This is a genomic window from Ornithinimicrobium flavum, assembly GCF_004526345.1.
In the GTDB taxonomy this organism is placed as follows: Bacteria; Actinomycetota; Actinomycetes; order Actinomycetales; family Dermatophilaceae; genus Ornithinicoccus; species Ornithinicoccus flavus.
Genome location: NZ_CP038213.1, coordinates 2,539,485 through 2,563,723 on the forward strand (window position 1 = coordinate 2,539,485; position 24,239 = coordinate 2,563,723).

At 73.4% G+C, this 24,239-nt stretch carries 26 protein-coding genes and 1 pseudogene; 8 read left to right on the forward strand and 19 right to left on the reverse strand.

All coding sequences use genetic code 11. The annotated features are described in order from the left end of the window. Positions 1-13: 13 nt before the first annotated feature. The 8 genes from E3Z34_RS11905 to E3Z34_RS11940 are packed head-to-tail and all read right to left on the reverse strand — an operon-like array spanning position 14 to position 5,259. Positions 14-667 (reverse strand): HAD-IA family hydrolase, encoded by a 654-nt coding sequence (locus E3Z34_RS11905; RefSeq protein WP_238695144.1) that lies wholly within the window; start codon positions 665-667, stop codon positions 14-16. 19 nt (positions 668-686) lie between these two features. Beyond that, positions 687-1,178, reverse strand: a complete 492-nt coding sequence (locus E3Z34_RS11910; RefSeq protein ID WP_134773776.1) for a hypothetical protein — start codon at positions 1,176-1,178, stop codon at positions 687-689. Then, the gene (locus E3Z34_RS11915; protein WP_134773777.1) at positions 1,175-1,627 is read right to left on the reverse strand and encodes a pilus assembly protein; all 453 of its coding nucleotides are present in this window, start codon (positions 1,625-1,627) and stop codon (positions 1,175-1,177) included. The genes E3Z34_RS11910 and E3Z34_RS11915 overlap by 4 nt, the downstream gene beginning before the upstream one ends. Beyond that, positions 1,627-2,019, reverse strand: a complete 393-nt coding sequence (locus E3Z34_RS11920; RefSeq protein ID WP_238695145.1) for a TadE/TadG family type IV pilus assembly protein — start codon at positions 2,017-2,019, stop codon at positions 1,627-1,629. The genes E3Z34_RS11915 and E3Z34_RS11920 overlap by 1 nt, the downstream gene beginning before the upstream one ends. Beyond that, positions 2,012-2,200 (reverse strand): hypothetical protein, encoded by a 189-nt coding sequence (locus E3Z34_RS11925; RefSeq protein ID WP_134773778.1) that lies wholly within the window; start codon positions 2,198-2,200, stop codon positions 2,012-2,014. The genes E3Z34_RS11920 and E3Z34_RS11925 overlap by 8 nt, the downstream gene beginning before the upstream one ends. Positions 2,201-2,225: 25 nt before the next feature. Next, a complete protein-coding gene (locus E3Z34_RS11930; RefSeq protein ID WP_238695146.1) occupies positions 2,226-3,161 on the reverse strand; it encodes a type II secretion system F family protein in 936 nt (311 codons plus the stop codon). Next, positions 3,158-4,027, reverse strand: a complete 870-nt coding sequence (locus E3Z34_RS11935; RefSeq protein WP_134773779.1) for a type II secretion system F family protein — start codon at positions 4,025-4,027, stop codon at positions 3,158-3,160. Before E3Z34_RS11935 ends, E3Z34_RS11930 begins: the two co-directional genes overlap by 4 nt. After that, on the reverse strand, positions 4,024-5,259 hold the full coding sequence (locus E3Z34_RS11940; protein WP_134773780.1) for a TadA family conjugal transfer-associated ATPase: 1,236 nt from the start codon (positions 5,257-5,259) through the stop codon (positions 4,024-4,026). The genes E3Z34_RS11935 and E3Z34_RS11940 overlap by 4 nt, the downstream gene beginning before the upstream one ends. A 222-nt stretch (positions 5,260-5,481) precedes the next feature. Here E3Z34_RS11940 and E3Z34_RS11945 point away from each other — a divergent pair, with 222 nt between their 5' ends. Genes E3Z34_RS11945 through E3Z34_RS11955 form a run of 3 tightly spaced genes read left to right on the forward strand, consistent with a single transcriptional unit; the run spans position 5,482 to position 9,259 of the window. Continuing rightward, the gene (locus E3Z34_RS11945; protein WP_134773781.1) at positions 5,482-7,746 is read left to right on the forward strand and encodes an FtsK/SpoIIIE domain-containing protein; all 2,265 of its coding nucleotides are present in this window, start codon (positions 5,482-5,484) and stop codon (positions 7,744-7,746) included. Continuing rightward, positions 7,743-8,771 (forward strand): hypothetical protein, encoded by a 1,029-nt coding sequence (locus E3Z34_RS11950; RefSeq protein WP_134773782.1) that lies wholly within the window; start codon positions 7,743-7,745, stop codon positions 8,769-8,771. The genes E3Z34_RS11945 and E3Z34_RS11950 overlap by 4 nt, the downstream gene beginning before the upstream one ends. Continuing rightward, entirely contained in the window at positions 8,744-9,259 is a 516-nt protein-coding gene (locus E3Z34_RS11955; protein ID WP_134773783.1) for a P-loop NTPase family protein, read from the forward strand. The genes E3Z34_RS11950 and E3Z34_RS11955 overlap by 28 nt, the downstream gene beginning before the upstream one ends. On the opposite strand, the gene E3Z34_RS11960 is transcribed toward E3Z34_RS11955, so the two are convergent. Both E3Z34_RS11960 and E3Z34_RS11965 read right to left on the reverse strand, forming a co-directional pair. After that, positions 9,237-9,650, reverse strand: coding sequence for a hypothetical protein (locus E3Z34_RS11960; RefSeq protein WP_134773784.1), 414 nt, complete (start codon positions 9,648-9,650; stop codon positions 9,237-9,239). The genes E3Z34_RS11955 and E3Z34_RS11960 overlap by 23 nt on opposite strands. Positions 9,651-9,693: 43 nt before the next feature. After that, positions 9,694-10,485, reverse strand: a complete 792-nt coding sequence (locus E3Z34_RS11965) for a GNAT family N-acetyltransferase (RefSeq protein WP_134773785.1) — start codon at positions 10,483-10,485, stop codon at positions 9,694-9,696. 46 nt (positions 10,486-10,531) lie between these two features. On the opposite strand from E3Z34_RS11965, the gene E3Z34_RS11970 reads away from it, so the two are divergent. Continuing rightward, complete coding sequence (locus E3Z34_RS11970; protein WP_134773786.1) at positions 10,532-11,131, forward strand: PGPGW domain-containing protein; 600 nt, start codon at positions 10,532-10,534, stop codon at positions 11,129-11,131. Positions 11,132-11,173: 42 nt separating this feature from the next. Here the strand turns inward: E3Z34_RS11970 and E3Z34_RS11975 are convergent, their stop codons facing one another. The 3 genes from E3Z34_RS11975 to E3Z34_RS11985 are packed head-to-tail and all read right to left on the reverse strand — an operon-like array spanning position 11,174 to position 14,026. Further along, complete coding sequence (locus E3Z34_RS11975; RefSeq protein ID WP_134773787.1) at positions 11,174-11,731, reverse strand: P-loop NTPase family protein; 558 nt, start codon at positions 11,729-11,731, stop codon at positions 11,174-11,176. 7 nt (positions 11,732-11,738) lie between these two features. After that, positions 11,739-13,268: a tRNA (N6-isopentenyl adenosine(37)-C2)-methylthiotransferase MiaB gene (gene miaB / locus E3Z34_RS11980; protein ID WP_134773788.1), complete on the reverse strand. Its 1,530-nt coding sequence runs from the start codon at positions 13,266-13,268 to the stop codon at positions 11,739-11,741. A gap of 8 nt (positions 13,269-13,276) precedes the next feature. Continuing rightward, positions 13,277-14,026 carry a YoaK family protein gene (locus tag E3Z34_RS11985; RefSeq protein ID WP_134773789.1) on the reverse strand — a complete coding sequence of 250 codons (750 nt, stop codon included), beginning with the start codon at positions 14,024-14,026 and terminating at the stop codon, positions 13,277-13,279. Between the two features lie 139 nt (positions 14,027-14,165). Between E3Z34_RS11985 and E3Z34_RS11990 the strand changes: the two genes are divergently transcribed. Further along, a complete protein-coding gene (locus E3Z34_RS11990) occupies positions 14,166-14,717 on the forward strand; it encodes a DUF5709 domain-containing protein (RefSeq protein WP_194092410.1) in 552 nt (183 codons plus the stop codon). A 39-nt stretch (positions 14,718-14,756) separates the two neighbouring features. Here E3Z34_RS11990 and E3Z34_RS11995 read toward each other — a convergent pair whose 3' ends face one another. From E3Z34_RS11995 to E3Z34_RS12005, 3 genes are all read right to left on the reverse strand, one after another. Then, positions 14,757-15,338: a regulatory protein RecX gene (locus E3Z34_RS11995; protein ID WP_134773790.1), complete on the reverse strand. Its 582-nt coding sequence runs from the start codon at positions 15,336-15,338 to the stop codon at positions 14,757-14,759. Then, entirely contained in the window at positions 15,338-16,435 is a 1,098-nt protein-coding gene (gene recA / locus E3Z34_RS12000) for a recombinase RecA (protein WP_134773791.1), read from the reverse strand. The genes E3Z34_RS11995 and recA overlap by 1 nt, the downstream gene beginning before the upstream one ends. 266 nt (positions 16,436-16,701) lie before the next feature. After that, entirely contained in the window at positions 16,702-17,844 is a 1,143-nt protein-coding gene (locus E3Z34_RS12005) for an NYN domain-containing protein (RefSeq protein ID WP_134773792.1), read from the reverse strand. Positions 17,845-18,147: 303 nt separating this feature from the next. On the opposite strand from E3Z34_RS12005, the gene E3Z34_RS12010 reads away from it, so the two are divergent. Then, positions 18,148-19,419, forward strand: coding sequence for an aspartate kinase (locus E3Z34_RS12010; protein ID WP_134773793.1), 1,272 nt, complete (start codon positions 18,148-18,150; stop codon positions 19,417-19,419). A gap of 5 nt (positions 19,420-19,424) precedes the next feature. After that, positions 19,425-20,528: an aspartate-semialdehyde dehydrogenase gene (locus E3Z34_RS12015; RefSeq protein WP_134774881.1), complete on the forward strand. Its 1,104-nt coding sequence runs from the start codon at positions 19,425-19,427 to the stop codon at positions 20,526-20,528. A 28-nt stretch (positions 20,529-20,556) separates the two neighbouring features. Here the strand turns inward: E3Z34_RS12015 and E3Z34_RS12020 are convergent, their stop codons facing one another. From E3Z34_RS12020 to E3Z34_RS12030, 3 genes are read right to left on the reverse strand one after another with little or no spacing between them, the layout of a single operon-like run. After that, positions 20,557-21,054, reverse strand: a complete 498-nt coding sequence (locus E3Z34_RS12020) for a cyclin family protein (protein WP_134773794.1) — start codon at positions 21,052-21,054, stop codon at positions 20,557-20,559. A gap of 42 nt (positions 21,055-21,096) precedes the next feature. Beyond that, positions 21,097-21,312, reverse strand: a complete 216-nt coding sequence (locus E3Z34_RS12025) for a DUF3046 domain-containing protein (RefSeq protein WP_134773795.1) — start codon at positions 21,310-21,312, stop codon at positions 21,097-21,099. 17 nt (positions 21,313-21,329) lie between these two features. Continuing rightward, a complete protein-coding gene (locus E3Z34_RS12030; RefSeq protein ID WP_238695495.1) occupies positions 21,330-22,247 on the reverse strand; it encodes an AEC family transporter in 918 nt (305 codons plus the stop codon). A gap of 85 nt (positions 22,248-22,332) precedes the next feature. On the opposite strand from E3Z34_RS12030, the pseudogene E3Z34_RS19030 reads away from it, so the two are divergent. Further along, positions 22,333-24,030 (forward strand): annotated as a pseudogene (locus E3Z34_RS19030) (carboxyl transferase domain-containing protein); the annotation flags it as partial. Positions 24,031-24,239: the final 209 nt, after the last annotated feature.

A 24,239-nucleotide genomic window follows, 5' to 3' on the forward strand; every position in this document is an offset into this window, starting at 1 on the left:
GGAAGCCCGGGTCTCAGACCGCGCGCACCCGGACGCCGGAGGCGACCGCCACCAGCTCCACGGCGGACAGGTCCGCCACGACCAGGTCGGCCAGCGGCACCAGCTGCGCGGCCCGGCTCGTCGTCGTGAGCGCCAGCGTGGCCGCCCCGGCGGCCCGCGCCGAGGCCAGCCCGGCCGGGGCGTCCTCCACCACCAGGCAGCGTGAGGGCTCCACCCCGAGCCGGTGAGCGGCGAGGAGGTAGGGCTCGGGGTCGGGCTTGCCGCGGGTGATGTCGTCGGCGGCGACCAGCACGGCGGGTGGCCGCAGCCCGGCGGCACCCAGGCGCAGCAGCGCCAGCTCGCGGGACGCGGAGGTCACCAGGGCCGCCCGCCCGCCCACCGCGGCGAGCGCGTCCGCCGCACCCGGCAGCGCGGCGACGCCGTCGAGGTCCGCGAGCTCGCGGGAGTCGATGTCGGCCGTGGCGGCGGTGACGTCCAGCTGCGGCGCCACCGCCCGGACGATGGAGCTGGTGGGCACCCCGTGGAAGGCGACGAGCACGGCCGGGTCGACCCCGTGGTCGACCGCCCACGCGACCCAGGAGCGCTCCACCGCTGCCCGGGAGTCGGTGAGGGTGCCGTCGTTGTCGAAGAGGACGGCGGCGAAGGTCCGGGTGGTCAGGTCGCTCACCCGGTCATCCTGGCAAGCCTCAGGGGAGGATCTCGGACCGGGCCGTCGAGGTGACCGTGATGTCCACTCCCCCGCCGAAGGCCGACAGGACGGGGGTCACGACCGGGATCCGGGCCGTGCCCGTCACCGTCACCACGGCGGTCCGACCGTCGGGCGTCCCCGCGCTCGCCACCGACCACCCGCTCAGGCGGCCCGGCAGGGGTCTGACCGCGAGGTGCTCCGTCGCGGCCCGGGCCACCGTGGCGTCGGTGACGGGCACCCCGGACCCCAGGCCCTCGGCATACGCACGTTGCTCGGCGAGGGCGTCGCTCGCGTCCAGGGCGGCGGCGTCCGCCGCGTCGAGCAGATGGATCCGGCTGAGCTGCACCGAGGTGGCGCCCACGATCCCCAGGACGATGCTGAGCGTGACCGAGACCAGCCCCACGAGCAGGACGCTGATCTGACCGCTGTCCGTCCGGTCCCGGACCGGGGAGCGGCGACCGGTGCGCCGTGCTCCGGCCGACGGTGTCACCTCGAGCCCCCCTCGCGGAAGGCGTCGACCGGCTCGAGGTGACGGGCGGTGAGGGTGACGGTCGCGGGCACCGCTGAGCGGACGAAGTCCGGGACGAGAGGGAGCGGGACGACGACCTGCGTGTCCACCTGCACGGTCGACCCGGGGGCCAGGCAGGGACCGCCGCACCCCACGGTGACCACGCCCTCGCCCCCATCGAAGCCGTGCGCGGCGTACACGAGGTCCGCGGCCACCCTGGCCCGCCCCGGTGCCAGGTCGGCCGAGTCGGCGGTCGCGAAGGCCCGACCCGCCTCCCGTGCGGCGGCGGTCACGGCGTACGCGCCGGCCTGGACCCGACCGAGGGTGCCGACCAGGTAGAACAGCGGGACCACGAGGAGAACCAGGAGGAAGGCCACCTCGACCGTCATGGACCCCCGGTCCAGGTGACGGAAGGACGCTCCGCCGGCCATCACTGGTCCTCGGCGAAGGCGTGACCGGTGACCGTCATGGCCTCGGCGGGACCGAAGGGGCCGAAGACGGGGAGACTGATGCGGGCGGTGACCTCGACCACCGCGATCCCGCCGACGGTCGACCGGCCTGCCTGCACCGCGACCCCACCGGACGAGGGCAGGCTCCCACCGAGCAGCTCGCGGGCCCGCTGTGCGCCTGCGGCCGGTGAGCTGTCGGCACGGGCTCCCAGGCGAGCCCCTTCGACGACGTGGGCCGTCGCCGTGTTGTGGACGTGCAGCGCGAACGCCAGCTGCATCGCGGCCAGCAGGATGACGCTGACCAGCCCGGCCAGCAGGGCGAACTCGGGTGCGGCGGCCCCCCGGTCGCTCCGCAGTCCTCGACCGCTAACCACCGACGCTGTTGATGGCGCTCGCGAACAGCGAGGTCAGCAGGGGCTCCGCGACGAGCCAGAGCGCGGCGACCAGACCGGCCGTCATGATCGTGATGAGCACCCAACCGGGCACGTCACCGCGGTCGGGCTCATCCAGCCAGGACTCGACCCGGCGACGCAGGACCGTGAGGCGTGGGGACATGATCGTTTCTCCTTCGTGGGGTGGTTCAGACAGTCAGGCGGAGCATCGTGACGCCGGGGTAGACGGCGAAGAGGACGGTGACGGGCAGCACGAGGAAGACGACGGGGACCATCATCGAGATCTCCTTCTTGCCGCCCTGCTCGATGAGGCTCTGACGCGCGGCCTCCCGGGCGTCGGCCGCCTGGGCGCGGAGGACCTCGCCCAGGGGTGTTCCCCGCTGGATGGCGATGACCAGGCCGTCGACGAATCGCACGAGCGGTGGCAGTCCGGTGCGGCGACTCATCCCCAGCAGCGCCTCGGGCAGGCTGGCTCCCGTCCTGGCCTCCGCAAGACAGAGGTCCAGCTCGGAGGACAGCTCCCCCCGGGACAGGCGGGCGACCCGCTCCAGGGCCTGGGCGGTCCCCTCACCGGCGGTGACCGACAGGGCGAGCAGCTCGGCGATCGAGGGGAACTCGGCCATGATCTGCGCCTCACGGCGCTCGGCCGCCCGCGTGAGAAGCATGTCGCGCAGCACCACCCCGCCGAGGAACGCGCACCCGACGAGGACGGCGAGCGCGACGACCGAGGCCCCCCTTGCCCACCACAGGACGGTGCCCGCCGCCAGGGCGAGGGTCGCCGTGCCGGTGCCCCAGAGCACCTGCTGGACGCGGAAGCTCTCCGGGTCCGGAGCAGCACCCGCCCGTTGCTGCCGGGTTCTCACCGACTCCGTGCCGCCCAGGACGCGGTCCAGGGCGGCGGCCAGCCTCCGGGTCAGAGGCGTGGCCAGGTCGGACAGGCGCCAGGGTGACGGGTCGTCCAGCGTCAGCAGCCGGGACCTGCGGGGAGCCCGATCCAGGTAGGGCTCGATCCGCTGGTCCAGGGCGACCTGCCGGTTCACCGGCAGCCCCTTCCACACCAGGACGAGACCGACCCCGAGCAGGAGGCCGAGCAGGGCGCCCCACCAGGGCGTCACCGCGGTCACCGCAGCACCCGTTGCTCGACGGGCAGCCGACCGAGGGTGAGCATGAGGCGGTAGGCGACGATGCTGACGGCACCGCCGATCCCGAGCACCAGGGCACCGGCGGGGGTGCCGTAGGCGTCCAGGGTGCTGCCGCGGGTGGCCAGGAGGAGCAGGACCGCCCACGGGGCCGCGAGAGCCAGACGCGCGGCGTTGACCGTCCACGACTGACGCGCCTCGAGCTCAGCCCTGGCCCTCGCGTCGTCACGCAGGAACCCCGACAGGGTGCGCAGGACCCGTCCCAGGTCCGTGCCCCCGACGTCCCGGGCGATCCGCAGGGCCTCGACGAGCCGGTCGGCGACCGGGTCGGAGAGCCTCTCCTTGAGCAGGTCCAGGCTCTCGGAGAAGCGGCCGGTCGCCCGGTAGTCGTGGGCGAACTCCTGGAAGGCCGGGCGGAGCTCGGCCGGGCCACGGTCCCCGAGCTGGACCAGCGCCTCCGGCAGAGCCAGCCCCGCGCGCACCGCCGAGCTGACGTGGTCGACCACGTCCGGCCAGACGTCACGCAGCCTGGTCCGCCGGCGGCGTGCCCGACCGCGCACCACGAGAACGGGCCCGCAGGCCGCCATGACGGCGAAGCACAGGCTGACCGTGAGGACCTGGGTGACGGCATACCCGAGCAGCAGCACCACGAGGGCCGCCAGCGCGGAGAAGCCGAGGAGGGTCCGTGCCCCGACGCCACGCAGGCCGGCCAGCACGATCTCGTCCTGCAGCTGGTCGATCCGACGCCGGCCCGTCGGGGCCGGTCCGGCGCCGCCCGCACGGGGCCAGAACGACCACCACACGGACGCGAGCCCCAGTCCCAGGACCAGACCCCAGCCCGCACCGCTCACCGGGCGACCGCCAGGAGCTGCGCGAGGTCGTGGCCCGCGCGCACGAACCGCTCCGGATGGGGCGGGAAGCCGTCGGCGCGGACGAGGTCGCCCGACTCGTCGCGGACGAAGAGGTCGGAGACCTCCACGACCTCACCCTCCGACCGCCCGGGGAGCCCGACGATCTCCCGGACCCTGCGGCTGCCGTCCGCCTCCAGGCCGAGGTGCACGACCAGGTCGATCGAGCTGGCCACGGTGGGCACCACGAAGCTGCTGGAGACGTTGGACCCCGCCAGCAGCGGAAGGGTGCACATCTTCGTGACCGCCTCGCGCGCGGAGTTGGCGTGCAGGGTGCACATGCCCGGAAGACCGCTGTTGAGGGCGATCAGCAGGTCGAGGCTCTCCTCCTGGCGGACCTCCCCCACGATGATGCGGCCCGGACGCATCCGCAGCGCCTCCTTCACGAGCCTGCGGAGCGGCACCTCGCCCGTTCCCTCCAGCGAGGGCTGCCGACACTGCATCGCGGCCACGTCCCGCAGGTTGATCTTCAGCTCGAAGACCTCCTCGCAGGTCACGACGCGCTCCTGGGCGGGGATGGCGGCCGCCAGGCAGTTGAGCATCGTCGTCTTGCCCGCCTGGGTCCCGCCCGCCACGAGGATGTTGAGGCCGGCGACCACCGCGGCCTGCAGGAAGTCCGCCGCCTGACGGGTGAGGCTCCCCATCCGCACGAGGTCGTCCAGCTCGTCGGCGGCGACGACGAACTTGCGGATGTTGACGGCCCAGTGGCGCCGCGTGATGTCGGGGATGGTCACGTGCAGCCGGCTCCCGTCCGGGAGGCTGGCGTCCACGAACGGGCTGCTCAGATCGACCCGTCGACCGGAGCTGCGCAGCATCCTCTCGACGAGGTCGTGAACCTGCTGCTCGGTGAGCAGGGTCGGGGTCAGCTCGGAGCGGCCGTGCCGGGCGACGAAGACCTTGGTCGGCTCGTTCACCCAGATCTCCTCGACCGTGGGGTCGTCGAGGTAGGGCTGGAGCGGGCCGAAACCGGCGACCGACTCCCGCAGCAGCCGTTCCGCCTCACCGCGGTCTGCCAGGGGCACGAGCCCACCCACCAGGGCGCGGTCGTCGTAGTCGTCGAGGACCTCGTCGATCAGGTCCCGGACCTGTGCCTCGTCACGGCTGGGGTCGAGGCGTCGTCGTCGGATGAGCTCCCGGACGTCCTCCTCGAGCAGCTGCAGCGCAGTCGTCTGCATACCCCCGGCCCTCCCCTGGTCGTCCGCCTGGTCCCCGGCTGATGTCCCTGACACCCGCCCCAGCACATGGAAGTCATCGCCCGGCCGCCGGTCAAGCGTCTTGGTCAAGTCCTTACCGAATGCTGACCAAATCTATGCCTGCAGCCTCGCCGGCCGGCCGGATCCCGGCGACCCCTGTGGACAACTCCGAGAGCTCGGGCCGGGCTGGGTCAGCATGTGGACATGAAGGTCATCGTCACGACCAGGCACGGGGGGGCCGAGCGCCACGTCGTGGTCGAGGGGCCTCCCGGGGTGAGCGTCGAAGAGGTGCTCAGCACGGTCGGGGCGAGGGCTGCGCACGCCCCTGGTCCGCGCCCGGCCCGCCCGGTCCTGCACGGGGACGACCTGGCGGTCGGCCGGGCGCGGGAGGCAGCCGGCGCGCCCCCGTGGATCGTCGCGGCCGACGGGCCGGACGCCGGGATGGTGACGTCCCTCCCCCCGGGGCGTTGGGTCAGCATCGGCAGGGACCCTGCGTGCGACCTCACGGTCGGGGACCCGAGCCTGTCGCGCCTCCACGTGCGGGTGCGGCTCGAGCGCTCCGGGGTGAGGGTCCAGGACATGGGCTCGACCAACGGCGTCGCCTGGGAGAGCGGTGCGGAGGGAGACGTCTGGGCCGCCGACGATCGGTTGCTCCTCGGGAGCACCTCGCTCGCCCTGGTGACCCGCCCTCCGGCGCCCGCTCGCACGACCGTCGCCGACGGTCGCGTCGAGATCGTCCCGTGGCCGCGGGAGCCGCGGACGATCGAGGAGGTCCGGCTGCACCGACCGCCCCACCCCGAACGGCGTCGGGTGCGACGCCCGAGCACCTGGTCCTGGGGCCTGCCGCTGGCCGTCGCCGTGGCGGTCGCCCTCGTGCTCCGTATGCCGTGGCTGCTGATGTTCGGTCTGCTCGGACCGGCCATGGTCCTGGGGCAGCACCTCGCCGAGCGGCGCGCCGCCCGGGAGGAGTTCGAGGAGGCCTGCCAGGACCACCGGGTCAGGACCCGGGCCGTCGAGGAGACCGCACGGTCCGCGCTCGCGGCCGAGCTGCGGGTGCGTCGCGACGCGGACGGCGGCCTCACGGGAGTGGCGGGGGCGCTGGTCTGCGGCGACCCGGCGTCGTCCACCGTCTGGGCGTGCCTGGAGGAGGTGCCGTCCCTCGTCGTGGGGACGGGCGCCGTCGCCTCAGGGGTGAGCCTGGACGGCGAGGTGCTGCGGCATTCCTGCGCACCCGTCGTGGTCCCCCTCGACGCGCCGCTCGCCGTCGCCGGGCCGAGGCCGCTGCGGGACGGCGTCATGCGCAGCCTGCTCCTGCAGCTCGCCAGCCGGCATCCCCCCGACCAGGTGACCGTCTCGGTGGACCCGGGGAGGTTCGGCGACCCCGGGCACGACCTGGGGGCGCTGCTGGCCTGGCTGCCGCACACCGTGACGGTCTCCGCGGCCGCCGCCCCCGGGCCGACCTCCCCCGAGCGGAGAACGATCGGCTGGGGCCACGACCTGCTGCTCGTCGAGGACCCCGCCGCGGTCCCGGCCGGAGCGACCCTGGTCGTGGTCCACTCCGCCACCCACGCGGCCGTGCACGGACCCGACGGCAGGGTCCGCACCTGCGCGCCGACTCTTCTCGGGCCGTCCGCGGCCAGGAGCATGGTCCGACGGCTCGCCCCGCTCCGGCTGGCCTCCGGCCACGACACGCCCGCGACACGGGAGGAGGGCCTCGACTCCCCCGACCTCCTGCGGTGGCCGGCGGACGTGGACGACGTCCTGGCGGGCTGGACGCGACCCGGCCTCGACGTGGTCCTGGGGGTGGATCCCGGCGGTGCGCCGGTGCGGATCGACCTGGTCCGGGACGGGCCGCACGCCCTCGTGGCCGGCACCACCGGCTCGGGCAAGTCCGAGCTGCTCCGCACCCTCGTGGCCGGGCTGGCGCTGCGCTGCTCCCCGGCCGACCTCGCCCTGCTGCTCGTCGACTACAAGGGCGGGTCGTCGCTGGGCGACTGCGCGCGGCTGCCCCACGTGACGGGACTGGTCACCGACCTCGACCCCCACCTGGCCGAGCGGGTCCTGATGTCGCTGCAGGCCGAGCTGACCCGCCGGGAGTCCGTCCTGCGGAGCGCGGGGGCCCGTGACGTCCGGGAGTACTCCGGCGGGGATCTCCCGCGGCTGGTGGTCGTCATCGACGAGTTCCGCGTCCTAGCGGAGGAGGTGCCGGAGGTCCTGACCCGGCTGGTCCGCCTCGCCGCGGTCGGTCGGAGCCTGGGTGTGCACCTGATCCTGGCGACGCAGCGGCCGGCGGGAGTCGTCAGCGCGGACCTGCGCGCCAACGTCAACCTCCGGATCGCCCTGCGGGTGCGGGACGTGGCGGACAGTCATGACGTCCTCGACTGCGGGACGCCGCCGCACTGCCGGAGGGCCGCCCGGGCCTGGCCCTCGTCCGGACGGGACCGGAGACACCCCGCCAGGTGCAGGTGACCAGGCTCACCCGGCCGGCGACCCCGACCGGCCCGGAGCACGCTGCGCCCCTCCGCGTCCGGGGGCACCGGGACATCTGGGCCGCGCGCGCGGACCTTGAGTCCGCCCCGGAGACCGCCGGCGAGGACGCGATCGGCGAGCTCGTCGCCCTGACGCAGGAGGCCGCGACGCGGGAAGCCCTGCGGCCACCCGTGGTCTGGCTGCCTCCGCTCCCCGACCGGCTGGACCATGCACAGGCCTCCGGCGCGGCCTGGGTGGTGCTGGACCGGCCGGCCGAGCAACGCCGGCAGGAGCTGGTCTGGCCGGTGACCCACCACCTCGGCGTCGTCGGCTCGGCGCGCAGCGGGAGGTCCACCGCGCTCCGGTCGGTGCTGAGCCGTCTCCAGGACTGCTGGACCGTCGTGCTCGACCTGGGTCAGGGGCTCGGCGACGAGGCCCTGCGTCGGTCCAGCGCCTGCTGCGCCTGGGTCGGACCCGACGAGGCCGCCCACGGGTTGCGGGTCCTCGACCTCCTGGAGGACCTGGTCCGACGACGGCAGACCGGGCAGGAGGACCGCTGGGCCCCCGTGGTGGTGGCGATCGACGGGTGGGACCGCCTCGTCGAGCAGTACGGCGAGGTCGAGCGCGGTCGCGGCGTCGACAAGGCGCTCCGGCTGCTGCGCGAGGGTCCGGCCGTCGGGGTCGTCGCGGTGGTGTCCGGGGACAGGTCGCTGCTCGTGGGCAGACTCGCCGCGCTGCTGCCCGAGACCTGGGCGCTGCCGCTCAACGACCCGTCCGACCTGCTCCTCACCGGGCTGCGCTCCGCCCAGGTCCGCGGGACCGTCCCCCCGGCCGCGTCGTGGGTGTCCGCGACGGCATCGTCGCGCAGGTGGTCCTGCCCGAGCCGGGTCGCGGACCCCGCCCCCCGGCCGGTATGGAGCCGCCCCTGCGGTGCGTCGCCCTCCCCCCACGGGTGGGCCCGGACGCCGGGCCCGGGTCGGACGACGTGGTCTGGGCGGTGGGAGGGGACGTCGCCGAGCCGGTGACCCCACCCGACGGCTCGGTGCTCGTGCTCGGGCCACCGGGGTCGGGACGGTCCTGGACGCTGCAGGTGCTGGCCTCCCTCCGCCAGGGCGCAACCCTGCGCGTCGACGGGCTCGACCCTCCTGACGTCGACGACCTCCGGGAGCGTCTGAAGGATCCTGCCTGCCTGTCCACCGTCGTCGTCGACGACGCGCACCTCCTCGCCGGCACCGCGGTCGAGGACCTCCTGCTCGACCACGCCACGAGCACCGGCGCCGACCTGCTCGTCGCGGCCGACCTCGAGTCCGCGGCCGGGAGCTTCCGCGGCCTGGTCCCGGCCACCGCCCGGGCCCGGTGCGCCGTTCTCCTCCAGCCGGAGGCACCGGCCCAGGGCGGGGTCGTGGGCGTCCAGCTGCCGGTGGGTGACCTGCGCGTCCCGGGGCGGGGCGTGCTCGTGCGCCGGGGGCGGTGCACCCGTGTGCAGGTGGTCAGTCCTCCAGCCGCCCCATGAGGAAGACCGCGGCGATGGTCGTCACGCCCAGGACGAGGATGCCGGCGGCGAGCCACCAGGGGGCGAACTGGAACATCGCGATGCCGAGCGGCACGAGGAGGAAGTTGAAGGCGATGGCGGGCGCCTGCGCTCGGGGGTGCCGCGCCAGCAGACCCTTGGCCGTGTAGGAGAGCCCGATGACGAAGACCACCATCGTCACGACGGACATGATCACCACCATGAGGTCCTGACCCTCACCGATCGCCAGCTCGTAGAGGTAGAAGACCGCGAAGCCCGCGATGATCACCGCCTCCAGCGCCACCAGGGCCGCGGCCGCCCTCCCGGTGCTCAGCTGGCGCGGCGTGGGGGCCACCCGGGAGGTCGTGACACGGGTCGGTTCCGGGCTGGGCATGACCTCATCGTAGGTCGCGCCGGGTCGGCTCCCCGGGGACCGGTCAGAGCTGTGCCGTCGGACCTGGGTCGTCCACGGCACGGGGCACCAGGGTGCGGGTGTGGAAGTGGTGGGCGGCGGCATACCCGAGCCGGTCGTAGAGCGAGACCGCCACGGCGTTGGAGGAGGAGACCCCCAGGGTGGCGACGCCGTGCCGGGAGACGGCCGCACGGGTCAGCTCGGCGGTGAGCGCGGCCCCCAGCCCGCTCCCCCGCCGGTCGGTGCGCACCACGATCCCGGCCAGGTGCGGCGCACCGGAGCCGAGCACGTGCAGTGCCCCCACCGCCGCCGGGCCGGTGGCGTCCCGGACCCCCAGCCAGAGGGAGGCGAGACCGTGGCCGGGGAAGCCCTCGAAGGCGGGGTTGTGCCCGCGGCCGAACGCCTCGATCTCCTCGGCGTCGGTCGTGTCGTCCAGCTCGACCAGCCCGGCCGGCCCCGGCGGCAGGTCGTCGACCCGGGTGGTCCACAGAAAGGCCCACCTGCCCTCACCCTGCACCTGCAGCCCGGCGGGCGCGCGCAGCTCCCGGTCCCCCACGGTCGAGAACCACTCGGGCACCACGCCTCGGGCGGCGGCCAGATGGGTGAGCTCCTGCAGTGCCTCGGACTCCGCCCCCCGGGGCGCGTCCGGGGCGACGACCGCACCCCCGCCCCAGTGGCCGTGGGGGCGCCAGCGCACCAGCACGGCCCAGCCGTGGGGCCCGGTGAGCGCCAGTGTGCCCGGTGGGGCGGCATACCGCACGAACGGGTCGGACGTGAGCTGCAGCAGCGCCGACGGCTCCACTCGTCCCCAGGTCACGACGGACAGGATCGCACCTGTCAGGTTGACGACCTACCCTGTCCCCATGCGCGACTTCGCCGCGGGGGCAGCCAAGCGCCTCTTCCTCGAGATCCTCGGGTGGACGGTGCTGGCCCTGGGCGTGCTCGCCCTCTTCCTGCCCGGTCCGGGCCTGATCCTCACGTTCGCGGGACTGGCCATCCTGTCCACGCAGTACACCTGGGCCCGGCGGGTCATGGAGCCGGTGCGCATCAAGGCGTGGCGGGGGGCCGCGGAGGGTGTCGAGACACCGCTGCGGATCGTCGTGTCGGCCGGAGCCGCGCTGACCGTCACCGCCACCGGGGTCCTGTGGCTGCTGCAGCCCCCAGCCCCCGGATGGTGGCCGCTGCGCGAGGAGTGGTGGCTCTTCGGCGGGCCGGCTGTCGGGATCACCCTCGTGGCCTCCAGCATCGTGGGCCTCGGCCTGCTGGCCTTCGCCGTCCACCGCTTCACCGGCAAGCCGGCGGCCGTCGAGGCCATCGACCGGATGGAGGAGCTGCACCGGGTGCGGGTGGCGGCGCGCAAGCGAGCCCACAGGCGGCTGAAGGCCATGAAGGCCGACCGGCGCGCCGAGCGGCGCGACGCCCGCCCGGTCGGGGCCGTCAGCCCCTCCAACGACGCGGCCTGAGGACTCCCTGGGCGAAGGACCGACCCCGAGGCCTGGACCGGCCTACCCCGCGGACAGCTCGCGCAGGACGCGGTCCAGCTCCCTCGGGTGGCGCACCACGAGCACCGGGACCCCGTCGGTGTCCGCCGCCCAGCCGCGGATCTGCTCGGTCTTGCGCCGGTAGGACCGGACGTGCCACACGAGGACCGAGTCGTGGGACAGCACCTTGCCCAGGGTCTCGACGTTGCCGTTGCAGACCCGCTCGCGGGTCGCCCACCGCCGCGCGGTGCGTCGCACCAGACGGCCCAGGCTGAGCCAGCGGGGGTAGTCCAGCCCCAGGACGACCTGCGCCCGCGGCACCACCACGTCCCGGAACGTCCCGTAGGCGGAATCCAGGACCCAGTCCTCACGCGCGACGATGCGGGCGGCGAGGGCCCGCTGCTCGTCGCCGTCGCGCTGCCGCCAGCCGGGCAGCCAGCCGATCTCCTCGTCGACCAGGTGCGCGGGCAGCCCCAGCCGCTCCCCCAGGGCGAGGGCCGCGGTGGACTTGCCCGAGCCGGTCACGCCGTAGACGAGCACCCGACGGGCGGCGGCCAGGTCGGCGACGGTGGCGCGGGGCACGCCCCGGTCAGTCCAGGACCCCGCACGCGGGGACGTCGGTCGTCCTCGGGGCGGGGGCGCCGACCGTGGGTATGCCGAGGCTCACCGCAGGCTTCCTCGTGGTCCCCGGGGTGCCCCCGTCCTGGAGGGCCGCCCAGGCGTCGCCACCCCGGGTGCGGCGCACGGCGTACGTGCCTCCGCGGACCCCGGAGTCGGCGATGAGGTGGTGGGGGGCGCCGTAGGTGACCTCGACGCTCACCTCGTCACCGGGGCGGGGCCGCTCCGCGCCGGCGGGCACGGCGAAGTGCACGAGCCGGTTGTCCTGGGCCCGGCCCGACAGCCGCTCGGTCTCGACGTCCTTGCGGCCCTCCCCCGGTGCGACCAGCACCTCGACCTCGCGGCCCTCGAGCTCGCGGTTGCCCGCCCAGGAGACCTCCTCCTGCACGGCGAGCAGGCGGTCGAAACGCTCCTGGACGACCGCCTTCGGGACCTGCTCGGGCATCGTCGCGGCGGGCGTGCCGGGGCGGATGGAGTACTGGAAGGTGAAGGCGCTGGAGAACCGGGAGGCCCGGACGACGTCGAGCGTGGCCTGGAAGTCCTCCTCGGTCTCACCCGGGAAGCCGACGATGAGGTCGGTCGTGATGGCCGCGTCGGGGATCTGCGCGCGGACCCGGTCGAGGATTCCGAGGAACTTCTCGGAGCGGTAGGAGCGGCGCATGGCCCGCAGCACCCGGTCCGAGCCGGACTGCAGCGGCATGTGCAGGCTCGGCATGACGTTGGGCGTCTGCGCCATCGCGGTGATGACGTCGTCGGTGAACGCCGCCGGGTGGGGGCTGGTGAAGCGCACGCGCTCCAGCCCGTTCACCTCTCCGCAGGCGCGGAGCAGCCTGCCGAAGGCCAGCCGGTCGCCGAACTCGACGCCGTAGGTGTTGACGTTCTGCCCCAGCAGGGTGATCTCCACGACCCCCTGGGCGACGAGCGCCTCGACCTCGGCGAGGATCTCTCCGGGGCGGCGGTCCTTCTCCTTGCCGCGCAGGGCCGGGACGATGCAGAAGGTGCAGGTGTTGTTGCAGCCGACGGAGATCGAGACCCAGGCGGAGTAGGCCGAGTCGCGTCGGGTCGGCAGGGTGGAGGGGAAGACGTCCAGGGCCTCGAGGATCTCCACCTCGGCGGCCCGGTTGTGCCGGGCCCGGTCCAGCAGCGCGGGCAGCGACCCGACGTTGTGGGTGCCGAAGACGACGTCGACCCAGGGGGCGCGCTCGACGATGGTCGAGCGATCCTTCTGCGCCAGGCACCCGCCGACGGCGATCTGCATGTCGGGGTTGGCCTGCTTGGCCGGACGCAGCTGGCCGAGGTTGCCGTAGAGCTTGTTGGCGGCGTTCTCGCGCACGGCGCAGGTGTTGAACACGACGACGTCGGCGACGTCGGGCCGCGCGGTCACGGGGAGACTCGCGAGGTCGACGTACCCGGCCGTCTCGAGGAGCCCGGCGAGCCGCTCGGAGTCGTGCACGTTCATCTGGCACCCGTGGGTGCGTACGTCATAGGTCCTGGTGCTCATGGCGCCTTCTAGGGTACGTGCTTCCACGGACGGTTCCCGCCCGCGAAGAGCGGCGGCACGGAGACCCCGAGCAGGAGGACGGCCGGCACCAGCAGGACGGGGAAGCCGAGCGCCAGGAACCCGAGGGCGCCCAGCACGCCGCCGACGAAGAAGAGCCCGACGATCGTGGCGAGCATGAGCAGCTTCGGCAGGTCGCCACGGACCGGGTCAGGGTCGGCGGGGCGTCGTGGATAGGCCATCTTGCCCAGCTCGATGCCGATGTCGGTGACCATCCCGGTCACGTGCGTCGTGCGGATCGTGGCGCCCGACACCTTCGTGATGAGGGCATTCTGCTGACCCATGACGAAGCCCAGCACGGCGACGATGAGCCACTCGCGATGGGCCCACGTGACGCTCTCCGCCAGCCCGCCCACGATGAGGACGAGCACGGCCTCCACGAGCAGGACGAGCGCGAACCGGTCGTGCCGCAGCCGGCGGCGTGCCCAGTTGAACTGCAGCGCGCAGGCCATGGCACCCAGGACGAAGGAGGTGATGGCGACCAGGCCCATGAGGACCACGGTCAGGCCGCCGAGCACCAGCCGGTCGGCGACGAGAGCGACCAGACCGGTCATGTGGGAGGTGTAGAAACCGACGGCGACGAACCCGACGGAGTTGAGCACGCCGGCGACCCAGGCCAGCAGGTAGGCGAGGTGCCGGTTGAGACGCTCGTCCCGGTCCCCCGCGGCGAGGTGCAGCAGGTGGGTGCCGCGAGAAGTCACGGGTCAAGGACTATCAGGTCGGTCACGATCCGGGCCGGCCGGTGGGTCGCCCAGGACACGTCGAGGCCTCGGCACCGGCGGGGGGGTGTCAGGCGTAAGGTGAGGACAGCAGTCCATCGCGAAGCAAAGGAGCGACGCCATGAGTGAGCAGACCGACCGAGAGACGATCGGCGACGACCTCGGCGTGTGGAGCGTGGACGCGGAGGACCAGCTGCAGCCCGAGGACACCCTGGACGGCGAGGGTGACGTGCTGGACCGGGGCTTCCGGGTGGGGGACGGCTACCGCGGGGTGACGGCCTTCGGCGTGACCGCCGAGGAGCAGTCGCACGAGGAGACCATCGACCAGCGCATCCGCCAGGAGGAGCCCGACCCCTGGTCCGCCTACGGCGCGCCGGACAACGAGTCCGGGTTGGAGGACGACGGCCTGATCGGCGGTGACGACCCGGACGCGATCCGGCCCGAGCTCGACTACTACGGCGGACCCAACCACCGGGTGGGTCGCATCATCGCCCCTGACGAGGGACGCTTCCCCGACCGTGAGTCACGGATGGTGGCGCGGGAGGGCCGGGCCACCAGCTGGGACTCCCCCGAGGAGTCGGCGATGCACTTCGTGGACGGCGACGAGGGGCTCGACGACCTTACCGAGGTCGAGTGGGAGCCGACGGACCGGTCAACCTCCGAGGAGGAGTGAGCGGCCGGGATCACCGCACCCGCTGACCGGTGCGCGGCGTCAGTCGCGCGCGTGCTCGGGCAGCCCGTCCAGCGCGTCCCGGATGACCTGGAGGGCGACGCCGGGACCGTAGCCCTTGCGGGCCAGGAAGCCCGCGAGACGACGGGTCTGCACCTCACGGTCCAGGCCCCTCATCGTCCTCAGCCGACGAGCCACCAGGGCCCTGGCCTGCTCCCTCTCCCGCTCCGGGTCGATCTCCTCCAGGGCGGCGTCGACGATGTCGTCCGCGACCCCTTTGTGCCGGAGCTCGTGACGCAGGGCGCCTGCGGCCAACCCCTTGGTCTCCTGGCGCGAACGCACGAACATCTCGGCATACGCCTCGTCGTCCACCAGCCCGACCTCACCCATCCGGTCCAGGACCCGGGCGGCGACGTCGGGCTCGCACCCTCGCTCGCGCAGCTTGTCCTCCAGCTGGCGACGGGTCCGGGGGCCCATCGCCAGCTGGCGCAGCACGATCCTGCGCGCGACCGAGTGGGGGTCCGGCTCCGCCTCCCGGGTGGGGCGCAGCCCGGAGGGGCTCGCTGCCGCCTCGGCCTCGGCCAGGGCATCCCGGGCCGCGGACAGGCGGTCCGCCGCCGCCATCAGAAGTCGACCGAGACCTCACCGGTGACCGGGTCGACCCCGGCCGGGAGGTCCTCGAGCGCCTCGACCGGCCGGGCGCCGATGCCGAGCTTCTCCTTGATCTTGCGGTCGATCTCGTCCGCGAGGTCAGGGTTGTCCTTGAGGAACTGCCGGGCGTTCTCCTTGCCCTGGCCCATCTGCTCGCCCTCGTAGGTGTACCAGGCGCCGGACTTGCGGACGAAGCCGTGCTCGACCCCCATGTCGATGAGGCCCCCCTCCCGCGAGATGCCCTGGCCGTAGAGGATGTCGAACTCGGCCTGCTTGAACGGCGGGGACACCTTGTTCTTGACGATCTTGGCGCGGGTGCGGTTGCCGACCGCGTCGGTGCCGTCCTTGAGCGTCTCGATGCGGCGGACGTCGATACGGACCGAGGCGTAGAACTTCAGCGCCTTGCCACCGGTCGTCGTCTCCGGGGAGCCGAACATCACGCCGATCTTCTCGCGCAGCTGGTTGATGAAGATCGCGGTCGTGCCGGTCGAGCTGAGGGCACCGGTGATCTTGCGCAGCGCCTGGCTCATGAGCCGCGCCTGCAGACCCACGTGGCTGTCACCCATCTCGCCCTCGATCTCGGCGCGGGGCACCAGCGCGGCCACGGAGTCGATGACGATGATGTCCAGGGCACCGGAGCGGATCAGCATGTCGGCGATCTCCAGCGCCTGCTCACCGGTGTCGGGCTGGCTCACCAGCAGGGCGTCGGTGTCGACCCCGAGCTTCTTCGCGTACTCCGGGTCGAGCGCGTGCTCGGCGTCGATGAAGGCGGCGATGCCGCCGGCCTTCTGGGCGTTGGCCACCGCGTGCAGCGCGACCGTGGTCTTGCCGCTGGACTCCGGGCCGTAGATCTCCACGACCCGCCCGCGGGGCAGTCCTCCGACCCCGAGGGCGACGTCGAGGGCGATGGAGCCGGTGGGGATGATCTGGATGGGAGGACGCTCCTCGTCACCCAGGCGCATCACCGAGCCCTTGCCGTGCTGCTTCTCGATCTGCGCCATGACGGTGTCGAGCGCCCGCAGCTTGTCGTTGCCCGCCGCCTGCGGGTTCCTCGTGGTGGTGTGTGCCATGTGCCCTGCTCCTTGGTCTCGTGGGTGAGCGCGCCTACCTGCGACCGGCCTGCTGGCGCCGTCCCCCTCGGGTGCGAGGGGCGCTTCACCGCCGTCCGGTCAGACGCTAGATGCCCGGACCGACAGACCCGGCCGACACACCCCTACCTGTGGACAACCAGGTCGGGACGAGGACACCTGTGAGCAGGATACTCGCACCTGTGTACGAGTCTTCGGCGACACGCCGCGGCGCAGGAGTGGACAGGTGAACGGACCCGCTGACCCGCTCACTCCTCGGCGTGGACGAGGTACCCGCCCTCCACCCGCTCCAGACGCACGACACCCTGGGCGGCCGCGCCCCGCACGAACTGCAGGAACGAGCCGTAGCCGAGGGACTTCTCCGAGAAGCCCTCGCGGCGCTGCCGGAGCTGGTCCTTCAGGCCTGACAGCGCGACGCCCTGGCCGTCCTCGTCCAGGTCCTCGACCGTCGACCGCAGCAGCGAGAACGCCCCGGGCCGCTCCCCCTCGGGGAGGGTCACCTCCGGATCACCCTTGGCGGGACCCTCGGTCAGCTCGATGATGCCTCGGTCCGCGAGGTGCTGCAGCAGCTCGCCGAAGGCCCGGAAGCCGTGCGCCGCCTCGGAGAAGGTGGAGTCCTTGCGCAGCAGGGTCCGCTTGAGGACGGAGGCGGTCACCGCTCCTCCGGAGCTGCGCTGCAGGCCCGAGACCGTCTGGGCGACCAGGACGTCCAGGGCCGGCTGCTCCTGCTCCGGCTCCCGACCCTGGTCCTCCTCGCTCTCCGGCACGACGGCCTCCGGCCCGGACCGCGCGCCGCCCGGCCGCTGGTCGCCCTGGCCGTCGGTCGTCCGCGCGCCGGTGCCCTCCTTGGCCGAACCGCCCCGACCCCCCTTGCGCGAGCGGCCGCGGGCCGCGGGTCCGCCGCTCTCCTCGGCCGGCACGACGCCGTCGAGGTCGTCGTAGTAGAGGAACTCGTCGCACGCCGGCGGCAGCATCGTGGAGGTCGAGTCCCGCACCCCGAAGCCGATGACCCGCTTGTTGAGCTCGCGCAGCTTGTGCACCAGCGGGGTGAAGTCACTGTCCCCGGTGCAGATCGCGAAGGTGGTGAGGTAGTCCCGCTCGTAGGCCAGCTCGATGGCGTCGACCGCCATCTTGATGTCCGCCGCGTTCTTGCGCGAGGCCCCCATCCGCTGGGTCATCTCGATGAGCTCGACGTGGTTGCGGGTGAGCATGCGCCTGTCCTCGTCGAAGTACGACCAGTCGGCGTAGGCCCGGCGGGTGACCACGCGCCCGCGCTCGGCCAGGGCGTCGGCGACCGGCCGCAGGTCGAAGGGGACCCCCAGGTGGTCCCGCGAGCCGAGCGCGAGGTTCTCGTAGTCGATGAGCAGCGCGATCCGGTCCTCGTCATCCATGTCCGCGAGCCTAGTCCGCGGGGTGAGGCACCCACGTCAACCGCCCCGGCAGGGCCTCGCCTCCGGCCCGCGCTGGGCCCGCTGCTCCTCGCCGCCTTCTGGCTCACGGGCTACCCGGCCCTTCTTCGTCACAGGCCCGGATCGGGGTGGGCGAGGTCGTCGCCACCGCGGTCGTCGCCGGCTCGGCGCTGTCATCCTCCGAGCACCGGCGGCCCGGGCGTCGGCGCCGGCCCCTAGACTGATCTTCCACGGGACCCGACGCCGACGTCTTCCCTTCCCCTGCACCTCCGGCAAGGAAGTCTCATGGCCCTGCTCGTGATGAAGTTCGGCGGTTCCTCCGTCAGCGACGCCGAGGCGATGCGCCGCGTCGCCCAGCGGGTGGTCGCCGCCCACCGCGCCGGTCATCGGGTCGCGGTCGTGGTGTCCGCCATGGGTGACACGACCGACGACCTGCTGGACCTCGCATCCCAGATCGCCCCCGGGACGCCGCCGCAGCGGGAGATGGACATGCTGCTCTCGGCCGGCGAGCGCATCTCCATGGCGCTGCTGGCGATGGCCATCCAGCAGCTCGGGGTCCCCGCCAAGAGCTACACCGGCGCGCAGGCCGGGATGCGCACGGACACCGCCCACGGCCGGGCCCGCCTCCTGGACGTGCAGCCCGACCGGGTCCGCGGGACGCTGGAGGACGGGGCGGTCGCGATCGTGGCCGGCTTCCAGGGCATCTCCACCGACGACGACATCACCACCCTGGGGCGGGGCGGCTCCGACACCACGGCCGTGGCCCTGGCCGCGGCCCTCGGAGCGGACGTGTGCGAGATCTACACCGACGTCGACGGGCTCTACACCGCCGACCCGCGCATCGTCCCCAGCGCCCGCCGGGTCACCCGGCTGACCATCGAGGAGACTCTCGAGATGGCGGCCCACGGGGCCAAGATCCTGCACCTGCGCGCTGTGGAGTACGCCCGCCGGTTCCACGTACCGCTCCACGTCCGCAGCAGCTTCTCCGACCAGGAGGGCACCTGGATCCTGGTCGGCCGACCCCTCACGGAGGACACCATGGAAGAACCCATCATCTCGGGCATCGCCCACGACCGTCATCTGGGCAAGGTGACGGCGGTCGGCATACCCGACCGTCCCGGCGCCGCGGCGGCCGTGGTCGGCGCCGTGTCCCGTGCCGGGGTCTCGATCGACATGATCGTCCAGAACGTCTCGACCTCCAACGCCGAGACCTCGGACATCTCCTTCACCCTCCCCGAGTCCGACGGCCTGGCCGCGGTGGCCGCCGTCCGGGAGCTGCAGGGCGAGATGGGCTTCGACGACGTCCTGTTCACCAGCCACGTCGGCAAGCTCTCCCTCGTGGGGGCCGGCATGCGCTCCAACCCCTCCGTCGCGGCGCGCCTCTTCTCGGCGCTGGCCGAGGCCGGGGTCAACATCGAGATGATCAGCACCTCCGAGATCCGGATCTCGGTCATCTGCGACCAGGCCGACCTCGAGGACGCCGTGCGTGCGGTGCACACCGCGTTCGACCTGGACGCCGAGGACGAGGCCGTCGTCTACGGCGGGACGGGGCGGTGAGCGGCATGACGGGGCAGCAGCGCCAGGTGCACGTCGCGGTCGTGGGGGCCACCGGTCAGGTGGGGGCCGTGCTGCGGCGTCTGCTCGCCGAGCGCGACTTCCCGGTGGCCTCGGTCCGCTACCTCGCGTCCGCCCGCTCGGCGGGCACCGAGCTGGCCTGGGAGGGATCGGCGCACGGTGCCCCCGGGTATGACGAGCCCCGCCAGGTCGTGGTCGAGGACGTCGGGACCGCGGACCTCACCGGCATCGAGGTGGCCCTCTTCTCCGCCGGCGGCGCGGCCAGCCGGGAGCACGCGACCCGGTTCGCCGAGGCCGGGGCCGTCGTGATCGACAACTCCTCCGCCTGGCGCACCGACGACCGGGTGCCGCTCGTGGTCAGCGACGTCAACCCCGACGACCTCGGTCTCGCGGTGCGCGAGGGCGGCCCGCGGATCGTCGCCAACCCCAACTGCACCACGATGGCCGCCATGCCGGTGCTGCGGCCCCTGCACGAGGAGGCCGGGCTGGAGCGGCTGCGGATCGCGACCTACCAGGCCGTCTCGGGGTCGGGCCTGGCCGGGGTCAGCGAGCTGGCCGACCAGGCGCGGGCCGCCCTCGGCGGGGAGGTGCCCGTCGAGGCCCTCACCCACGACGGGCACGCGGTCGCGATGCCCGCCCCGTCGGCCTACGTCGCGCCGATCGCCTTCAACGTCGTGGCGCTGGCCGGCGACCTGGTGGACGACGGGGAGACCTCCGAGGAGGTCAAGCTGCGGCAGGAGTCGCGCAAGATCCTCGGCATACCGGGGCTGGCGGTCTCGGGCACGTGCGTCCGGGTGCCGGTCTTCAGCGGGCACAGCCTGGCGGTGCACGCGGAGTTCGGCTCCCCGATCACGCCGGAGCGCGCCACCGCGCTGCTGCGGGAGGCTCCCGGGGTCGAGGTGGTCGACCTGCCCACCCCCCTGGACGCGGCCGGGCGCGACCCGTCCTTCGTCGGACGGATCCGGGTCGACCGTTCGGTCCCGGACGGGCGCGGCCTGGTGATGTTCGTCAGCAACGACAACCTGCGCAAGGGCGCGGCGCTCAACGCCGTGCAGATCGCCGAGGTCATGCTGGAGCGCGGCCTGGTCTGAGCCCGCAGGGCGAGGGCGGAGCCCCTGCTCAGCCGAGCGGCCCGGGCTGCGAGGGGCCGTCCGGCCCGGGAAGCTGGGGCGCCTCGGCGGAGGCTGCCGCCGGCCCACCACCGGCGAGCGCCTGCCGGATCGTGTCGATCACGGCCTGCTCCTCGGGGGCGACGCCGTCCGAGGCCGAGGCGACCTGGTCGGCGGCGGCCAGCACGACGTCCCGGAAACCCTGCACGTGCTCGGGGTCCTTGGCCTCCAGGACCTGCACGGCCTGCCTGAGGTCCTCGACGGTGGCCGCCTCGATCTGCTCCGGGCTGCCGGTCGGCGGGGTGGGGAACCCGCCGCCACGGAGCAGCTCCTGCACGCCGGCCGGGGCGGCGGCGAAGGCACGGGAGCCGGCCATGGACTCCTTGAACATCGAGAAGAAGCCGGGGTCGGCACGCGAGACGAGCGCGATCGCGCCGAAGGCGGACCGCTTGACAAGGGCCTGCTCGTCCTCGGTGAGGTCGGGGGCTGCGCTGGGGTGGTCGGTCATGCGGCGAGTCTGCCCGCCCCGCGCGGGTCTGTCCTGTCGAGGTCAGGCCCGGTGGTGCTGCAGGTGGTGGTGCTCGGGCGGGACCGGCATGTCGCGGCAGACCGCCTCCCACACCACCCGCACGCGCTCCCCGTCCTCGATCGCCTGGTCGGCCGTGCGCCCCTGCAGCGAGCCGAGCGACTGGGTGGAGGCGACGACGGCGGCATACCCCCGCCCGAACTCCTGCTCCATCAGCGCCCAGAACTCACTCACCCGCATCGTCCCAGGCTAGGTCATCAGGTGAGCAGGACCACCACGGCGAGCATCGCCGGCATCGCCAGGGCGGTGGTGACGAAGACCGCCTCCCTCGCCACCTGGACGCCCCGCCCGTAGGCGACCGCGAGGATGAAGACGTTCTGCGCCGTCGGCAGCGCGGCCAGGACGCCCGCGGCCAGGACCTCCCGGTCGCTCAGCCCGAGCACCGGCCCGGCCACCAGCACGGCGACCGCCGGCATGAGCAGGAGCTTGAGCGCCGCCGTGGCGAGCAGCTCGCCCCGCCCTCCGGCCCGTCCCGGCACCGGTGACAACCGCAGGGAGATGCCGAAGGCGATGAGCATGCAGGGGATGGCCAGCCCGCCGATGGTCTCGACCGGGTCCCGCACCAGCGGGGGCAGCGGCAGGCCGGCGAGGTTGACCGCCAGGCCCAGCAGGGTCCCGACGGTGAGCGGGTTGGTCAGGGGCGAGCGCAGCACCCGTCCCAACGAGACGCGCCCGCCCCCGCTGGCGTCCAGCGCCGCCAGCCAGACGGGCTGGAGCAGGACCAGCTGCAGCAGCAGGATGGGGGCGGCCCAGCCCGCGTCGCCCAGCACGTAGATCGCGATCGGGACGCCGAGGTTGTTGCTGTTGACGTAGCTGACGCTCATCCCGCCCATGAGCGAGTGCGTCCAGTCGCGCCTCCAGACCAGCCGGGCCAGGAGCAGGTAGCCGGCCGCCGTCACCACCACCGCCGCGAGGCTCGCGACCAGGAAGCCGGAGAAGACCACCGCCACGTCGGCGTCGGCGACGACGAGGAAGAGCAGGGCCGGCGAGCCCACCCGGAAGGTCAGCGTGCCCAGCATCTTCTGCTCGGCGGGCCCGAAGAGCCCGACGTGCGCCACCAGCCAGCCGACACCCACGACGACCGCGATGAGCGAGAAGCCCTGGAGCACTGCCATCACGAGCAGCCATGATGGCACCCCGGGCCGGGCCGGCCGCCGCCCGTGCCCGGACCTCCCCGCATCCGCTGCTACCGTTCCCGCCATGACCGAGTCCGGACCCGACGACGAGGACCTGACCCTCGACCCGTACGCCGACTACGTCACCGGTGACGGCGGGGTCACCACCGACCTCGTCGACCGGCGCCCCGTCCAGACGCGCACGGTCGCCGACCTCTACGAGGGCCGCCCCGGGCTGAACCCCACCCGCTGCATCTCGGCCTTCGTCGAGGCCGTCGGTCTGCAGGAGCGCTACGGCCACCTGCGCGTCGTCGACGACCTCGTCGGCCTCCAGCGGCGTGTCGGCGACCGGATCGAGCGGTACACCGACAAGCTCCGCAACGCCGAGGACCGCTCCGGCTCCACCGAGTCCGCGAAGTTCGGCATCGGGCACTTCCACGGGGAGCGCGCGGTCGTGTATGTCGTGGACTGGGCCTTCTTCGCGGGCTCGTTGGGCGAGGTGGCGGGCGAGAAGTTCGTCCAGGCCGCCGAGCTGGCCGAGCGGGAGCGCCTCCCGCTGGTGAGCATGGGGGCCTCCTCCGGCGTCCGGCAGCACGAGAACGTCCTGGGCCTGGTGCAGATGCAGCGCATGGCGGCGGCGGCCAACAAGTTCCAGCACACGACCAACCGGCCCTACATCTCCGTCCTCGCGGGGCAGGTCTGGGGCGGGATGTCGGCCAGCGCCGTGCCGGTCGCCGACCTCATCATCGCCCTTGAGGGGACGGACTACGGCTTCGCGGGCCGCCGGGTCATCGAGACCTTCGAGGGCCGTGAGGTCCCCAAGGGCCTGCAGAGCGCCGAGGCGAACCTGCTGGACCGCAACATCGACGTCCTCGTCAAGGACGTGGACGAGCTGATGGTCCTGCTGTCCCGGGTCTTCGCCTCCGGCCGCTCCCACTCCCGCCTCCGCGACCGGGCCCGGCCCGGGGGCCGCACGGCGCTGGAGCCCGGGTCGCGCCCGGTGACGGTGGGACCGGAGGGCTTCTCCGCCGCCCTGTGGGACCACCAGGAGGTCCGGGAGACGATCCAGGTGGCGCGGGACCGGCGGGACAAGGGCCAGCCCTCGACCCGCGAGGCGCTCATGGCGCGCTACAACGAGATCGCCGCCGGGTCGGGCCGGCTGGACACCGAGTTCTTCCTCCAGCACGTCTTCGACCACGCCGTGCCCCTCTACAACCACGTCCAGTTCGAGCAGGACAAGGTCTACCCCAACATCATCGGCGCGCTCGCCACGATCGGGGACCACTCCTTCATCGCCATCGGCGACCAGCCGTCCTACAAGGTGTCCTCCGGCTACGTCGGCAAGCGGCCGCCCAACCCGAGCCCCGAGGACTTCGAGTACGCCGTGCGCCTCATGGACGCCGCGGAGCGCTGGGAGCTGCCGATCGTCTTCTTCACCGACACCCTGGGCGCGCTGCCCACCATGGCGGCCGAGCGGCGCGGACAGTCCCGGGCGATCGCCCAGTCGATCAAGCGGGCCGCGTCGCACCCCTACCCGACCATCTCGGTCATCACCGGGGCGATGGGCTCGGGCGGTGGCCTGGCCACCACCCCCTTCGGCCGGGAGACGATCATGCTCGACTCGGCGCTCGGCTTCGTCTCCGAGCCCCGGTCGACGGCGACGATCCTCTACAACGAGTCCAACCCGAGCGTCGAGCAGGTCGCGATGACCCTGGAGACGATGAAGGCCTCGGCGACCGACCTGCGGGCCCAGGGCCTGGTCGACACGATCGTGCACGACGACGACGACCCGCAGGTCACCGCCCGGGAGCTGCGGCGGGCCATCGTCGAGGGTTACAACCGGCAGCAGGGCCTGTCCCCCCCCGGCTGCGCCAGCGCGCCAACGACCGCCTGCGTCCGCGCACCCTGGGGAGCTGGCGACCGACCAGCCGGCCAACGTCACCCAGATCGAGCCGGCCACCGCCGAGCCGACGGCCGCCGACCCGACCTAGC

Bases quoted from the DNA above. Each gene is read 5' to 3' on its own strand.
- E3Z34_RS11940 (WP_134773780.1), bottom strand. From the start codon at position 5,259: ATGCAGACGACTGCGCTGCAGCTGCTCGAGGAGGACGTCCGGGAGCTC.
- E3Z34_RS11915 (WP_134773777.1), bottom strand. From the start codon at position 1,627: ATGGCCGGCGGAGCGTCCTTCCGTCACCTGGACCGGGGGTCCATGACG.
- E3Z34_RS12010 (WP_134773793.1), top strand. From the start codon at position 18,148: ATGGCCCTGCTCGTGATGAAGTTCGGCGGTTCCTCCGTCAGCGACGCC.
- E3Z34_RS11960 (WP_134773784.1), bottom strand. From the start codon at position 9,650: ATGCCCAGCCCGGAACCGACCCGTGTCACGACCTCCCGGGTGGCCCCC.
- E3Z34_RS12015 (WP_134774881.1), top strand. From the start codon at position 19,425: ATGACGGGGCAGCAGCGCCAGGTGCACGTCGCGGTCGTGGGGGCCACC.
- recA (WP_134773791.1), bottom strand. From the start codon at position 16,435: ATGGCACACACCACCACGAGGAACCCGCAGGCGGCGGGCAACGACAAG.
- E3Z34_RS12025 (WP_134773795.1), bottom strand. From the start codon at position 21,312: ATGCGGGTGAGTGAGTTCTGGGCGCTGATGGAGCAGGAGTTCGGGCGG.
- E3Z34_RS11945 (WP_134773781.1), top strand. From the start codon at position 5,482: ATGAAGGTCATCGTCACGACCAGGCACGGGGGGGCCGAGCGCCACGTC.
- E3Z34_RS11990 (WP_194092410.1), top strand. From the start codon at position 14,166: ATGAGTGAGCAGACCGACCGAGAGACGATCGGCGACGACCTCGGCGTG.
- E3Z34_RS12030 (WP_238695495.1), bottom strand. From the start codon at position 22,247: ATGGCAGTGCTCCAGGGCTTCTCGCTCATCGCGGTCGTCGTGGGTGTC.
- E3Z34_RS11925 (WP_134773778.1), bottom strand. From the start codon at position 2,200: ATGTCCCCACGCCTCACGGTCCTGCGTCGCCGGGTCGAGTCCTGGCTG.
- miaB (WP_134773788.1), bottom strand. From the start codon at position 13,268: ATGAGCACCAGGACCTATGACGTACGCACCCACGGGTGCCAGATGAAC.
- E3Z34_RS12005 (WP_134773792.1), bottom strand. From the start codon at position 17,844: ATGGATGACGAGGACCGGATCGCGCTGCTCATCGACTACGAGAACCTC.
- E3Z34_RS11970 (WP_134773786.1), top strand. From the start codon at position 10,532: ATGCGCGACTTCGCCGCGGGGGCAGCCAAGCGCCTCTTCCTCGAGATC.
- E3Z34_RS11995 (WP_134773790.1), bottom strand. From the start codon at position 15,338: ATGGCGGCGGCGGACCGCCTGTCCGCGGCCCGGGATGCCCTGGCCGAG.
- E3Z34_RS12020 (WP_134773794.1), bottom strand. From the start codon at position 21,054: ATGACCGACCACCCCAGCGCAGCCCCCGACCTCACCGAGGACGAGCAG.